General features: G+C 45.0%; 17 protein-coding genes. 13 read left to right on the forward strand and 4 right to left on the reverse strand.

The features are described 5' to 3' along the window. The first annotated feature begins 187 nt into the window (after positions 1-187). The 3 genes from proB (at position 188) to PHE37_RS09695 (ending at position 2944) form a co-directional block, all read left to right on the forward strand. Positions 188-955: a glutamate 5-kinase gene (gene proB, locus PHE37_RS09685; protein ID WP_299993408.1), complete on the forward strand. Its 768-nt coding sequence runs from the start codon at positions 188-190 to the stop codon at positions 953-955. 77 nt (positions 956-1032) lie between these two features. Beyond that, on the forward strand, positions 1033-1701 hold the full coding sequence (locus PHE37_RS09690) for a response regulator transcription factor (protein WP_299993409.1): 669 nt from the start codon (positions 1033-1035) through the stop codon (positions 1699-1701). Further along, on the forward strand, positions 1694-2944 hold the full coding sequence (locus tag PHE37_RS09695; RefSeq protein WP_300008529.1) for an ArsS family sensor histidine kinase: 1251 nt from the start codon (positions 1694-1696) through the stop codon (positions 2942-2944). The genes PHE37_RS09690 and PHE37_RS09695 overlap by 8 nt, the downstream gene beginning before the upstream one ends. Before the next feature lie 4 nt (positions 2945-2948). Here the strand turns inward: PHE37_RS09695 and PHE37_RS09700 are convergent, their stop codons facing one another. Continuing rightward, positions 2949-4316 (reverse strand): class I SAM-dependent methyltransferase, encoded by a 1368-nt coding sequence (locus PHE37_RS09700; RefSeq protein WP_299993411.1) that lies wholly within the window; start codon positions 4314-4316, stop codon positions 2949-2951. 194 nt (positions 4317-4510) lie between these two features. Here PHE37_RS09700 and PHE37_RS09705 point away from each other — a divergent pair, with 194 nt between their 5' ends. After that, positions 4511-5194 carry a transglutaminase-like cysteine peptidase gene (locus PHE37_RS09705; RefSeq protein WP_299993413.1) on the forward strand — a complete coding sequence of 228 codons (684 nt, stop codon included), beginning with the start codon at positions 4511-4513 and terminating at the stop codon, positions 5192-5194. A gap of 63 nt (positions 5195-5257) precedes the next feature. Here PHE37_RS09705 and PHE37_RS09710 read toward each other — a convergent pair whose 3' ends face one another. After that, positions 5258-6511, reverse strand: coding sequence for an arsenic transporter (locus PHE37_RS09710; protein WP_299993415.1), 1254 nt, complete (start codon positions 6509-6511; stop codon positions 5258-5260). A gap of 17 nt (positions 6512-6528) precedes the next feature. Next, positions 6529-6945 (reverse strand): arsenate reductase ArsC, encoded by a 417-nt coding sequence (locus PHE37_RS09715; protein WP_299993417.1) that lies wholly within the window; start codon positions 6943-6945, stop codon positions 6529-6531. Between the two features lie 115 nt (positions 6946-7060). On the opposite strand from PHE37_RS09715, the gene PHE37_RS09720 reads away from it, so the two are divergent. The 9 genes from PHE37_RS09720 to PHE37_RS09760 all read left to right on the forward strand — a co-directional run bounded on the left by PHE37_RS09720 (position 7061) and on the right by PHE37_RS09760 (position 12817). Continuing rightward, a complete protein-coding gene (locus PHE37_RS09720) occupies positions 7061-7384 on the forward strand; it encodes a metalloregulator ArsR/SmtB family transcription factor (protein ID WP_299993418.1) in 324 nt (107 codons plus the stop codon). After that, a complete protein-coding gene (locus PHE37_RS09725; RefSeq protein ID WP_299993421.1) occupies positions 7381-7785 on the forward strand; it encodes an arsenate reductase ArsC in 405 nt (134 codons plus the stop codon). The genes PHE37_RS09720 and PHE37_RS09725 overlap by 4 nt, the downstream gene beginning before the upstream one ends. Further along, positions 7785-8729, forward strand: a complete 945-nt coding sequence (locus tag PHE37_RS09730; RefSeq protein ID WP_299993440.1) for a permease — start codon at positions 7785-7787, stop codon at positions 8727-8729. Before PHE37_RS09725 ends, PHE37_RS09730 begins: the two co-directional genes overlap by 1 nt. A gap of 8 nt (positions 8730-8737) precedes the next feature. Next, positions 8738-8998 (forward strand): hypothetical protein, encoded by a 261-nt coding sequence (locus tag PHE37_RS09735; RefSeq protein ID WP_299993423.1) that lies wholly within the window; start codon positions 8738-8740, stop codon positions 8996-8998. Positions 8999-9117: 119 nt separating this feature from the next. Next, on the forward strand, positions 9118-9354 hold the full coding sequence (locus PHE37_RS09740) for a thioredoxin family protein (protein ID WP_299993425.1): 237 nt from the start codon (positions 9118-9120) through the stop codon (positions 9352-9354). Next, positions 9355-10059 carry a cytochrome c biogenesis protein CcdA gene (locus tag PHE37_RS09745; RefSeq protein WP_299993427.1) on the forward strand — a complete coding sequence of 235 codons (705 nt, stop codon included), beginning with the start codon at positions 9355-9357 and terminating at the stop codon, positions 10057-10059. Positions 10060-10068: 9 nt separating this feature from the next. After that, on the forward strand, positions 10069-10437 hold the full coding sequence (locus PHE37_RS09750) for a thioredoxin family protein (RefSeq protein ID WP_299993428.1): 369 nt from the start codon (positions 10069-10071) through the stop codon (positions 10435-10437). Between the two features lie 9 nt (positions 10438-10446). Continuing rightward, a complete protein-coding gene (locus PHE37_RS09755; protein WP_299993430.1) occupies positions 10447-10878 on the forward strand; it encodes a rhodanese-like domain-containing protein in 432 nt (143 codons plus the stop codon). 79 nt (positions 10879-10957) lie between these two features. Continuing rightward, complete coding sequence (locus tag PHE37_RS09760; RefSeq protein ID WP_299993432.1) at positions 10958-12817, forward strand: GGDEF domain-containing protein; 1860 nt, start codon at positions 10958-10960, stop codon at positions 12815-12817. Between the two features lie 34 nt (positions 12818-12851). Here PHE37_RS09760 and PHE37_RS09765 read toward each other — a convergent pair whose 3' ends face one another. Further along, positions 12852-14345 carry a SulP family inorganic anion transporter gene (locus tag PHE37_RS09765; protein WP_299993433.1) on the reverse strand — a complete coding sequence of 498 codons (1494 nt, stop codon included), beginning with the start codon at positions 14343-14345 and terminating at the stop codon, positions 12852-12854. Between the last annotated feature and the right edge of the window lie 236 nt (positions 14346-14581).

A 14581-nucleotide genomic window follows, 5' to 3' on the forward strand; every position in this document is an offset into this window, starting at 1 on the left:
TCCTTTGTTGAGACTATTTTTTTACATGCTAATTGGTTGCTTCCAGTATAATCAATCAAAGTAAATATAAAAAATTAATTCTCAAATAAGCTAGATTTAATTTAAAAAATTAAGATATAAATTATGTAATTAATTTACCGTTTAATGTTTTAGTATATAGTTAGGGGCATAGTTTAAAAGGTTATATATGAAACGTATCGTAATTAAAGTCGGAAGCGGTGTTTTGACGGAGAACAACACCATTGCAAAAGAAAGAATGCTCAATCTGGTCGCTCTCGTAGCCAAGCTTCAAGAACGCTTTGAGATCATTTTGGTCACTTCGGGAGCAGTCGCTTCAGGATATACGGCATTAAAGCTCAACCGAAAAGAACAAATCAGTAAAAAAGTACTAGCTTCTTTGGGACAACCGATTTTGATGAGCAGTTATAAACGTAAATTTGAAAAACACAACGTAACAATTTCACAGATTCTCCTCACCGAAGAGGATTTCGACTCACGAAAGAGAACTGCCATTTTTACAGAAATCATCGACACACTTTTGACCCACAAGATCCTCCCTATCGTCAACGAAAATGATATTTCCACCACACCCGAACAGGTATTCGGTGACAATGACCAGCTCTCCGCCCATGTCGCCCACTATATGGATGCCGATTTACTTGTAATATTAAGTGATATAAACGGTTATTATGACAAAAATCCCTCTGAATACCCTGATGCCACCATCCTAAAAGAGGTCAATTCCATCTCATCTGAAGCATTGAATGCCGAACACTCCCCGAACAATGCATTTGCAACCGGAGGAATCGTTACAAAATTAATGGCGGCACAGTTCCTTTTGGAGCGCGGACGAAAGATGTTTTTATGCAGCGGATATGATTTAAGCGATATCGAAAGCTATCTTCTAGACGGTGTTCATAGAAGAGGTACCCTTTTCATTTCCGCATCGCGATAATGGGTTAACCGCCCTGCTCATATTCCTAGGAATATGTGATACTTTTTATTTACTTTCCCCCCGATATAATCGCCTTTATGATTAACGTATTAATGATTGAAGATGATATTGAACTGGCTCAACTGCTAAAAACGCGCCTAATGAAAGATGATATTGAGGTTACGACAGCATCGACTCCACTGGAAGGTCTGAGTCTGTTTCAAAAACGCTCTTTTGATTTGTTGGTGCTTGATCTCTCGTTGCCGCAAATGGACGGCATGGAGATATGCCGCCTTATTCGCCAAGAGAGTGCCGTTCCTATCATCATCTCCTCTGCACGCTCCGATATACGAGACAAGATGATGGGATTTTCGCGCGGTGCCGATGATTATCTCCCCAAACCCTATGACCCGCAAGAGCTGATATTCCGTATCGATGCCATTATGCGCCGACTTCATCCTGCCATGGCGCATAAAACCACCCCGTTTATCGTGGATGACGAACGGCATGAAATCAGCAAAAACGGCTCGATTCTACGGCTGACCCAAGCCGAATACGATATCGTTTCCTACATGATCAAAAAAGACCGATATGCCATTTCACGCGAAGAGCTGCTCCTTAATATCGGCTCGATAAAATATGAGAGCAGCCTAAAAAGTATCGATGTTATTATGGGACGTCTACGCCAAAAAATCGGCGATGATCCTAAAAATCCGCGGTTTGTCGTCTCAGTGCGAGGAGTAGGATATAAATTTGTCAATGAATAAACACTCTATCCTGAGGCTCATTACCCTCTTTTTCCTTTTTATCTTTACCCTTATCAATGTCCTCTTTTGGATCGCGCACCAATATTTTCGTGAGCAGCATCAAGAAGAACAGCTGCGCCGTTTTATGATCGCCGAGAGACTGGTCCATCACAAAAATGGAAATTTTGATCGTGAGTTGAAACAGCTGATGATCCGCGTCTCATTCCACAGCCCGAAGCTCATCCTCACTGAGGGGGAAACGCTTCGGACCTATCCTTTCGGAAAGATGGTCGAATACCATCACAAACACTATTTCGTGACAACCCCTCCGCCGAAAATGCTGTTTGAGCGGATGAATCGGAAGCACATGTTTGAACCGCATCCACTTCCGTATCGTGAGTTCACTCAAGTCGTAATCGAAGACTTGGCACCGCATTCCACATTGCCCTTTTGGAGTATCATCACCATTATCGATCTGCTGATTTTGCTCTTTTTTGGCTATTTGATTCGTAAACTTCTTCCTCTCCAGCGTCTAAAAGATGCCATCATCCATTTCAAAGAGGGAGATACCCATCTCAAAATGCCGATAGACGGCAAAGATGAAATTGCTCAAATAACCCATGAGTTCAATCTCGTACTGCAAAAAATCGCTTCGATGAAAGAGGCTCGGTCTCTGTTTTTACGCAATATTCTGCATGAGCTTAAAACACCGATCATGAAAGGCTCTTTGAGTGCAGACTGTATCGATTCTTCTGAAGATCGAGAGCGGCTCAAACGTATTTTTAACCGGATGGATTATTTGTTAAACGAGTTTTCCAAAATGGAACAATTTAGCAGCGGTGAATGGTACCTCAACCTTCAGGAATACCGTTTTGTGGATATTCTCGATCATACCTGCGATATCTTATTGTGTGAGAAAAAAAATATCACGGTCAAAGGTGAAGAGTCGGCCCTCATCGTCAAAGTCGATTTCGAGCTATTTGCAATCGCGTTGAAAAATCTCCTCGACAACGCATTCAAATACTCTACTGCCAAACCAACCCTTCTGATATTGGCACATTCGATAGAGATATGTTCTCTGGGTGATCCTCTGCCGGATGAAAACCGAACCTTTAGCAAACCCTTTAACCGAACCTATGAAAGTTCGGAGAATGGATTGGGGCTGGGTCTTTATATCTCTAACGCGATCTTGTTAAAGCATGGATTTAAACTTGACTATCAATATGCCGCCGGAATGAACTGTTTTAGGATTCGGCTGCACTAAATGATCAATCTTTTACTGATTTTAAAATAAAAAAACAGTACTTTTGCTCGCTTCCGCCGGGGGTAATATGCGTCTCATCAATGAGATCGATAAGTTCAAAACGCCCCTGAATACAATTTTCCATCCGTTCTTTATTGTACTGACGCACCGGCAACGCGCTGCAGCTGTCCGGTCCGTCTACCGCAAACGTGCCGATGATGGCGTGCCCATCGGGAGAAAGTGAACGGTATAGCGTATCCATATAGGCATGCTGTTCCTCCTCTTTTTGCAGAAAATGAAATACCGCACGGTCATGCCATACGTCAAACTGCTTATCCGAAGCAAAAGTACAGACGTCACCGACATGATAGACGGGAATATCGGCGGATGCTCCCAGCCGTTTTTTGACAATTTCCAGCGCGCTTGATGAGATATCGAGAAGTGAGATGTCTCTATAGCCCAAGTCGATCAGACGATCTGAGAGCGTAGAAACACCGCACCCGACATCGATGATTGCGTCTTTTGGGGTCGAGCCTATTTTTTGCAGCAATGCCAGCGAAATCGAGGGCTCTTTTTGATACCACCCTACTTTGCTCATATCCTTGGTCGTATAGACGTTTTCCCAGTGGCGCTGCTTGACGTTTCCGTCCCCTTTGGTTGAGCGAAATGTCGCACCCGCAGTCGTCGGGGCTGTCGTATAGTGATTGGTTCCAGTGCACTCGATATTCACAAACCCCGCTTCGCTCATCATCAGGGTTAACGCCTCTTTTTTGAGGGTTCCCTCCACGCAGTTGGCCCAGTCCCCCTCCGAAACGCTTTGCGCACAACACGACGTGGCGCAGCCCCCTTCGGATATATCGATCATATCGGCGAAATAGAGCTTGCCCTGAGGTTTCAGGACACGAAATATCTCTTCGAATACCTTGGGTTTGGAGGAAGCGAGGTTGATCGCACCGTTGGAGATGACGATATCGACGCTTTCATTCTCAACGGGGAGATGTTCGAGATTCCCCTCTAGGACTTCGACATTGCTCAAGCCCGCTTCTTTGGCGTGACGGCGTGCGGTTTCGACCATCAGCGGCGTGATATCCACTCCGATCGCCTTTCCGCTCTCACCCACCAGCAATGACGCAACACACAGATCGACACCCGCACCGCATCCTAAATCCAATACAGTCGATCCCTTTGGGAATTCTCCGAGCTCGAACGGATTTCCCACCGCGGCACAATAGTCCCACATCGCCAAAGGAAGTTTCTCGGTCCACTCCTCTTTGTAGCCGTGGTTTCGGGCATTTGTCAGGCCTTTGTCCCATCCGAAATCTTTATCCGGATTTTGGGCCAGATTGCTGTAGAGTGCGATGACGCCTTGGAGTGCACATTGAGATGAAGCCATGGTGATCCTAACGGTAAAAAGTTTGTTATTTTACAGAATAATTCCTCGTATAGTCATTTGATGTCAGCTATAATGCCTATATCTTAGGGGTATAAGCGCGAAATAAGAAATTAGAATATTTTTTGATTTATACTTATCCATAAAAAAATTTCGTTATTTTTGTGATGTTGATGTCTACTTTTAAGGAGTCCTCGGTGAATATATCATTAGTATCGATAATAACTTTATTGGTTTTATTATTAGGTGGATGTGCACAGCAGCCGAAAATTGATAAAAGCATCGAAACACCTATTGTTGAGGACAGTTACAAAATATATCCACAGAGTTTTGCAAACGAAATCGAAAAAGAGTACGGTATTTTTGCGAAACGTAGGGCACTTGCACTGGTAGAGACGATGAACGAAGCGAAGTACCTTGACGACATGGGGAAAATGGAGAAAGTCAACGATTTTTTTAACGCATTTCCGTATGAATCTGATGAAAAGATATGGGGTATCAGCGATTACTGGGCTACACGACTGGAGTTCATCGGAAAAGGCAAAGGAGACTGCGAAGATTATGTCATCGCCAAATACTTTACTCTCAAAGAGCTTGGAGTGAAGACTTCCAAGCTCTTTATGACATATGTGAAGTCGTTACGCCTCAAGACATCCCATGTAGTGCTCTCCTACTATGAAACAGAGCACTCTATTCCCCTGATCATGGACAATTACAATTACAAGATCCTACCTGCAAACGTGCGGACAGATCTCGTACCTATTTACAGCTTTAGTGGAGACGATCTTTTCCAGGCTAAGCAGGCACAAATCGGTAAGATGCTCCCAGCTTCGACAAGACAGACCCGAGCCTGGGATGAATTAGTAATAAAGCGATACTAATTACCTTCGGGTTATGAGCCCGACGATCTATTACAAAAAGAAAACAGCAGAAAAAATTAAATTCTAAAGCAGCCCAATCAACGCCACCAACAACACCGGTGGCGTAATCACCAGTCCCACTTTCATATATTCGCCCCAACCGATTTTAACCCCTTTTTGCGCCAAAACGTGAAGCCAGAGCAACGTCGCGAGCGAGCCGATAGGGGTCATTTTCGGCCCGAGGTTGGAGCCGAGGATATTGGCATACGCTAACGCATGATTCCCTGCTTCGCCGATCGCGATATCCATCACCATGATGGTCGGCATATTGTTCATAACCGAGCTGAGAATCGCGGAGAGAAAGCCCGTTCCGATAACGGCATACACATTCCCCATACTTTGCAATTCGGTGATCACCCCTGCGAGATAGGTGGTCAATCCCCCGTTTTTGAGACCGTAGACGACAACGTAGAGCCCGATACTGAACCACACCACCTGCCACGGTGCCGCTTTAATCGTTAGAAACGGTTTTGTCGCTTTAAAATAGGTCGCTATAGCCAGAAAGACCAGTGCACCTCCGAGTGCAAATACCGATACGGGAAGATGATAATGATCTCCGATAAAATACCCCGCCATGAGCAGAGCCAAAAACCACCAGCTCAGCCGAAACATCGTCCTATTTTTAATCGCGGATTCCGGAGTGGCCAATTGGGTGATGTCGATATGGATCGGGATATCTTTGCGAAAGTAGATCCAGAGTACGGCGATGGAGGCGATGATACTGAGTAGATTCGGAAGGAACATTGTCTTGGCATATTCCCAGAACCCGATGTGAAAATACCCTGCCGTCACGATATTGGTAAGATTTGAGATAACCAACGGATTGGAAGCACTGTCGCCGATAAATCCTCCCGCCATCAAAAAAGCGAAAACGGCGACGGGGTTCATCTTGAGATGTTTCATTTTGGCCAGAACGATCGGGGTGAGGATCAGCGCCGCACCGTCGTTGGCAAACAATGCCGAAACCAAAGCACCGAGTATGAGGATATAGACAAACATGAAATTGCCGTTTCCGCCTGATAGGCGCGCCATCTTGAGCGCTGCCCATTCGAAAAATCCGATCTCATCAAGTACCATCGAGAGGAGTATGATTCCGATAAACGCCAGTGTCGCATCCCAGACGATGGAGGTGACCGTCCAGACATCGGCGATACTCACAACCCCCAATGCCACAGCCGCGACTGCCCCGATAACAGCCGTAGTACCGATCTGCAAACCTCGCGGCTGCCATATGACAAAAACGAGCGTCGCTAAAAAAAGCCCTATGGCGGTTATCATGGTATATCCTTCTTTATTTAATCAGCCAAAAAAGCTTTTACATACTCTTCGATCGAATCACGGACAGCACGAACCTGCTGCATGATCTCCTCATCGCTTCCGACAAAAGTCGACGGGTCTTTCAAACTCCAATGTTCGTTTTTCATTACACCCGGAAATACGGGACATTGTTCCGCTACTTCCGCATCGCATACGGAAATCACATGGGTAAAATGGTGCCCCTCTTTATAGAGTTCAAAAATACATTTGGTTTGATTCTGAGAAAGATCAAACCCTTTTTCTGCCATAGCCCGAACTACATAGGGATTAAGTTCACCCGGTTCGATTCCCGCACTTTCTGCACTCTCATTTTCATGCGCATACTTATTGAAAAATGCCTCGGCCATTTGACCTCGCGCACTGTTATGACTGCAAACAAACAATATTCTTAACACTCGATAACCCTTTGTATATTTTGATGGAATTGTAGCGTATTTTAGAATAAATATATCAATATATCTTGATATATTATTTTAATTACGTTACACTTTCATAAATCGGAGGTATTCTATGGATGTTTTTTTGGAAACGGTGTCGGCGCTTAATGATGAAACCCGCATCAAACTCCTCGCATTTTTAGATACGCACGGAGCGTTGTGCGTCTGTGATCTGCAGGAGAGTTTCGGGATGATCCAATCTCGCCTCTCACGGCACCTGAAAATCCTTAAAGACGGAGGGTTTTTACGGGTAGATCGGTGCGGAACATGGGCGTATTACTCTATCCGCAGCCCGTTGGATCGTTTCCGAAGCGAAGCGTTGGCTGAAATCCGCTGTCTGGGGATCGAACTCCCCCCACTCGTCAAATTATCTCAAAACGAAGGTTGTACTCTATGAAAAATGTTTTAATCCTCTGCACCGGCAACAGCTGCCGCTCTATCATGGGTGAAGCGTTGATCAATGCCAAAATGGGCGATTGCGTGTATGCGCAAAGCTCGGGTGTCAAAGCGAGCGGCAAAGTCAATCCGAACGCTCAGGCGCTGCTGGAAGAAAAAGGGTACTGGAGAGACGAATACCATTCCAAAGTGATCGATACCGTCATCGATACCCCATTTGATCTCGTTGTAACTGTCTGCGATCACGCCCATGAGACCTGTCCGATGTTCCCTAAAGCGGTCAAAACGATCCATGTCGCGTTCGAAGACCCGAGCGGAAAAGCGGTAGAAGAATATGCTAAAACACTCGATCTGATCGAAGCAACTCTGCTTCCTATCATTAAAGCGGAGCTGTGCGACTGATGTGGCAGGAACTGAGCGGAAAAATCATTCTCGAATGGCTGGGGTTTTCAGGCCGTCTGGGCGAAGCACTCCATTTTTTCCTCTATGATACGATCAAAATCTGGTTTTTACTCCTCTCCATCATTTTTGCCGTATCCTTTTTACGCACTTGGTTCAATACCGAAAAAGTGCGTGCTTATCTGGCCGGAAAACGGGAATTTACGGGCAATATCCTCGCGGCGCTGTTTGGGATCATTACCCCGTTTTGCACCTGCTCGGCAATCCCCCTCTTTCTGGGATTTTTGCAGGCACGCATCCCCATCGGTGTGACGTTCAGCTTTCTCATCAGCGCCCCGCTGAACAATGAGATCGCAATCGCCATGCTCTTTGGCTTATTCGGCTGGAAGATCACGGCCATCTATATCGGATTCGGCCTTTTTGTCGCCATATTGGGAGGCTGGATTATCGGCCGTTTCAACGTCGAAAAATACGTCCTCATTACTGTGCCGCCTCTCTCAGGCGATATCGAGCTACCGACCTATAATCCTCCATTTCGTGAGCGTGTAAATGAAGCATGGATCAACACACGCGATATTTTCCATAAAATCTATCTCTGGGTCATGGTCGGTGTCGGTGTCGGTGCATGGTTCCACGGCTATGTTCCGGCCGAGTTTATCGCGCAGTATGCCGGAGGAGATGCATGGTATACGGTTCCCGTCGCCGTGTTAATGGGGATACCGATGTACTCGTCCGCCGCCGGGGTTATGCCTCTGGTGGAAGTTCTGACCCAAAAAGGGATGCTGCTTGGGTCTGCACTGTCGTTTATGATGGCGGTAACGGCGCTCAGCCTCCCTGAGGCAATCATCCTAAAACAGATTCTCCATATCCGCCTGATCGCCCTCTTTTTTGCGATCATCGGTGCGGGTATAATGGGGATCGGATTTATCTTTAACACCATTTTATAGGAATTAATATGAATATCGAAATCAGTAACCAAAAAGGCGGAGTCAAAGCTTTTATAAGCGGGTTTAGCACCGAAATACTCGGAGCCAAAATAGAGGCATGCCAAAATGGTCAATGCGACTGTGCATGCGATCCTGAATTAATGCAAAAGATCAGTTCTATTGAACTTTCATCTACCGATGGCGGTTCTGCGATCACCATTACCGGAGATGTCGATGCACAAACCCTCGCACCGATGATGCGAGAATGTCTATTAGGAAATAAAGAATAAACTTTGTGAATCTTCCGCACTTATGCGGAAAGCTTTAGGGGATTGCGAAGGACAAGCTTGTCCTTGCCGCCCAGATGGGTTTTGCTCATTTGGGTGCATAACATCAAATAGGAGCAAAAATGAAAATAGAAATCTTAGGTACCGGATGCGCGAAATGCAAAACTCTCGAAGAGGCGACTAAACAGGCTGTCGCTCAAAGCGGACAATTTGCCCAGATCGAAAAGGTCGAAGATATCATGAAAATCATGGAGTACGGCGTGATGAGTACCCCTGGCCTCGTGATCGACGGAAAAGTCGTCAGTACCGGCAAAGTATTAAGCGTTAATGAGATCAAAGAGCTGATCAAAGCGCAGTAGATGGAAAGTTTTCTCTTAGGACTTCTCGAAACCCACGGAGCATTGGTATTTGCCGGAGCTTTTAGTGTCGGAGCCCTAACCTCGCTTGCCCCCTGTTCTATCATCTCCGTCCCGCTGCTGGTGGGAAGCGCACTGGGGATGAGTTCTCATCTCACTCCGCGCGAACGGGTAACGTTTACCTATCTCTTCTCCTTGATGTTTGCGTTTGGGGTGACGGTGAGTTTTTCGATCCTTGCGTATATGGTGGCGAAAATGGGGTACTTTTTCTCTGTCGCGCCGCTGGAAGCGTATATCGCCGGGGCGATTGCGGCCATCGCGATCGGTCTGTATTCTCTGGGGATACTCCCTGAGGTTATCGACAAATCGCGCTGGATGAGCCGTCTCATCACCCTACGCTATGCGGGGGCACTGTTGATCGGGATGCTGTTTGGCCTCGTCTCCACCCCGTGTGCTTCGGCTCCGCTGGTGGCGATCATCACGGTAGCCTCCAATGCTCCCGATTGGTACGCATATGCCCTTGTCCTCACCTTTGCACTGGGGCATTCGCTCTTGCTGCTGGCGGCGGGAGTATCGGTGGGATTTGCCCAAAGTGTCGCCTCCAGCACAAAAATAGCGTTAATAACCGGATGGATCACCAAAATCTTCTCCTTTGCCCTGATCGGTATCGGAGTCTATTTTTTCACCCTTGCCTACGAGCAATTTTAAAGGATTATCATGTTTAAACTCATTTCACTTCTTGCTTTTTGCGCATCGTTATTCTCCGCCGAACTGCAACCGCGCCCGTATGCACTGGTCCTTCAAGAGATAGGCAAAGGGCAAACGGTTATGGTCGAAGCGGGTTCTACCAAATGCAATGCCTGTAAAGAGATGGGGGCACTGCTCTACCGTGAAATGGAACTCAACCCCAAACGAAAGATATTTTTTGTCAATGTTGCAGAAGAGCGTAGCGCGGCGCGTGCTATGAAAATCCAGATGATCCCGACACAGATAGTCTACGATCCGCAGGGGCGTGAAATCGACCGTCATATCGGCGGGTTTACCACCGATGCTCTGAAACAGTTTTTAGCCAAGAATAAAATCTAGGAGAAATATATGAAAAGAATATTAGCGATTCTTCTGTTCGCAGGTTCACTTAGCGGCGAAACATTCGACCATTACCTCAAACGCTTCGATTACAATGAACGTACCGAAATGAAGATCAAAAGTCTTGAGGCCGTTGAACTCTACAAAATGGGTGAGGTCGAGTTCGTAGACATACGTTTCAAAGAAGAACAGGCCATTTGGAGTTTTCCTTTTATGAAAATGATACCTCTGAACGAACTGCCGGACCGTTTAAACGAACTCGATAAAAATAAAACCATTGTAACCGTCTGCCCTCATTACGACCGTGCTGAGATGGCTCGTATCTTTTTGACTCTGAAGGGGTTTAAAAGCCGATATTTGACCGATGGACTGATAGGGCTTGCAGGTTACCTACGCGGTGATGAGGCAAAAGAGTTTATAGAAGAAATGAAGAAGAGATAAGATGAATTTTTTTTAACATTGTGATTAATTGTTGATATGTTTTAGTTATAATTATTCTAAAAAGCATTGATACAAATTTATGGATAAAAATTACAAATCCTACTTTTTAGGATATTTCATCATCTTTGGGATACTCATCACCGTCCTAAGTTCTCTCATCAGTTACAAAATTCATATGATTGATATAGAGGGTTCTGTAAAAAAATATGCCCAAGAAGTATCGATCAGCAGAAAAAATTATATTCTGCAACCCCACATCGATCAAATGGACGATATTGTTAACTCAATCGCCAACGATCAAGCCATGAAAGATTTTGTTCAGACCGGGAACCTGCTAAAAAAACGTGAACTTCAAAATCTTTTTTTAACTCTCACTAACTCCAATAAAGCCATCATGCAAACACGATTTATCGATGCAAACGGCCAAGAGGTCATTAGAGTAAATCGTGATAACGGACAAAGCCTTCCCTATATTGTCAAAGAATCGGATCTTCAAAATAAAAAAGGGCGAGATTATTTTCAGGCTGTCAGCAAACTGAATAGACCGGTAATTTGGCATTCGAAACTCGATCTCAATATTGAAAACGGTAAAATAGAAGTCCCCTATCGTCCCACTATCCGAATCGCCGTCCCCCTTTTTAATGAGGGAAAATTTTCCGGAATGGTCATTTGCAACATGCTTTCCGGCGAGTTATTTAAATCCGTAGAAAATTCACCTCTGTTTGATCTTTTTATCATAGACAAAGAGGGAAACTATATTCTTCATCCCGACAATAAATTTGCATGGAACAAATATACCGGAGTAAAGCGGGATCTTTATGAAGATTTCCCCGAAGACGCATCCTCTATCTTGGCAGGTCGTGCATCAGGTACTAATTTTTTCGCCTATCCGTTGAATTCTATTTTGAATAATGACGATAAAGCGATTTTAATACTAAAACCAAAAGCAACTATGATCAGCTCATTAAAAAACACCAATAAGATCGTAACGGTTATCGTTGCCCTTTTAAGTCTTCTGATCAGTATCCCATTGGCGATATACGCCGCACGATCACCTATTAAGCTTCAGCGCGCCTTGCATAACTCTAATGTGGAACTAAAGCGTTTTTCCGATATTATCGACCGATATGTCATCAGTGCCACCACTAAAACCAGCGGAATCATCACCAGTATCAGTACCGCCTTCGCAAACATAAGCGGATTCAGCAAAGCAGAGCTTATCGGCGAAAAGATGAATATCATCCGTCATCCTGATACTCCTAAAGCAGTGTTCCAAGATTTATGGAACACGATATTACAGGGAAGTTCATGGGAAGGTGAAATTAAAAATAAAGCAAAAAGCGGTGATTCTTATTGGCTTGGACAAACGATCATTCCAATCAAAGATGAAAACGGCACTATTACCTCTTTTATGTCGGTAGGAACCGATCACACAGCTAAAAAAGAGCTGGAAGCCATTGCAATGGTCGATAAATTAACCCATCTCTATAACAGACGAAAAATGGATGAATGTCTGTATATCGAAGTGGAAAAATCAAAGCGCTATAGTAAACCGTTATCCCTCATCATGATCGATATCGATTATTTTAAAAAAGTCAATGACACCTATGGACACCAAACTGGTGATGCAGTCTTACAAAAAGTGGCTGAGCTCATAAATAACAATACTCGAAAAATTGACTGTTGTGCACGATACGGCGGTGAAGAGTTCCTGATAATGTGTCCTGAAACACCGGAAGAAGGGGTTTTGACTCTTGCAGAGCAGATCAGAAGGACGATTGAAGCGTATGAATTTGAGACCGTTAAACACCTAACAATCAGTCTGGGAGTTTCGACATACAGTGAAACCGATGACATGATGACATTGATTAAAAAATGCGATGAAGCTTTATACAAAGCAAAACACCAAGGGAGAAATCAAGTCGTCTTTTATTCCTAAGCAAACAAACGAAAGGGCATTAATGTTTTAAATATTAATGCCCACCCATCACTTTTTCGATCTCTGAGGGTTTATCATGTATACCGAAACGGTCAATGATGGTTCGGCTCGCTTCGTTTTGACCTACCACTTCGACCTCTTTCCCCTCTTTACGCAGTTTTATCACCGCTTTATCGAGTGCATACACCGCTGAAATATCCCAAAAATGGGCCCGTGTTACGTCGATAATGACATTTTTTACGTCTTCTTTGTAATCAAACGCATCGGCAAAACGGTCGGCTGAATTGAAAAATATCTGTCCGATAAATTTATAGACCCGCGTACTGCTGGTCTCTTCATAGGATTTCTCCCAGTACATAAAATGGCTGATTTTATTGGCAAAAAAGAGCGATGCAAGCAGCACGCCGCTCAAAACACCATATGCGAGATTATGGGTAAATACGACGACTATAACCGTTGTTAACATCACGATATTCGTCGAAAGAGGCAAGGTTTTCAACCCCTTGATCGATGCCCAGTTAAATGTCCCGATCGATACCATGATCATGACTGCAACCAATGCTGCCATCGGGATAATTTTGATCCAATCGGACATAAATACGACCATAATAAGCAAAAGCACCCCGGCAACAAGGGTCGACAGACGCCCGCGTCCACCGGATTTGATGTTGATAACCGACTGTCCGATCATACCGCATCCGGCCATCCCTCCGATACACCCCGTAGCAATATTGGCGATCCCCTGCCCTTTGGCTTCGCGGTTCTTATCGCTGTCGGTATCGGTCATATCATCGACGATAGTGGCCGTCATAAACGATTCCAACAAACCCACTGCGGCCAAAGCTGCCGAATAGGGAAAAACAATCGATAGGGTTTCCATAGTAAACGGAACGTCCGGCCATAAAAAGATCGGCAATGTATCGGGTAGCGCCCCCATATCCCCGACCGTTCGTACATCGATCCCCATCGTTACGACAACGACCGTAAGGACTAAAATCGTGACCAGCGGAGAGGGAATGAGTTCTCCTAGTTTCGGGACATACGGGAAGAGATAGATAATCCCGAGGCCGGCCGCAGTAAGTGCGTAAACATGCCATGTGACATTCGTGAGCTCAGGCAACTGAGCCATAAAAATCAAAATCGCCAACGCATTGACAAACCCGATCACAACGGTTCGGGAGACAAAACTCATGAGTGAGCCCAGTTTCAAATACCCTGCCGCCAACTGAAGCACGCCCGTCATTATCGTAGCAACTAAAAGATACTGCAAACCGTGATCTCTGACCAGCGTCACCATCAACAGCGCCATCGACCCAGTAGCCGCAGAGATCATCCCTGCACGTCCTCCGACAAAGGCGATGACCGCCGCGATACAAAATGAGGCATACAACCCCACTTTCGGATCTACTCCTGCAATAATCGAAAAAGCGATCGATTCGGGAATAAGTGCGAGAGCGACGACGATACCGGCGAGAATATCCCCGCGAATATTGCCGAACCACTCTTGTTTTGATGACATCAATAGCATTCAAATCCTTATGACAAATACAAAAACTCACAAAAAAGGTGGGAGAGAGAAGAGAATTTGCAGATATAGATGTAGAAATTCTAACCAAAACGACCTAAACTCGGGGTAAAATTGAAAAATCTTCCTCCTTTAGTACCCATTTTGGCTTTGAAGTGATAGAATAAATCAATAAGAGAGTTAATTTAATGTTGTAATAAGAGAATAATGAGGTTTTTCCTGCTTTTAGTTTTACCGTG

The sequence above is a fragment of the Sulfuricurvum sp. genome, from assembly GCF_028681615.1.
Lineage (GTDB): Bacteria > Campylobacterota > Campylobacteria > Campylobacterales > Sulfurimonadaceae > Sulfuricurvum.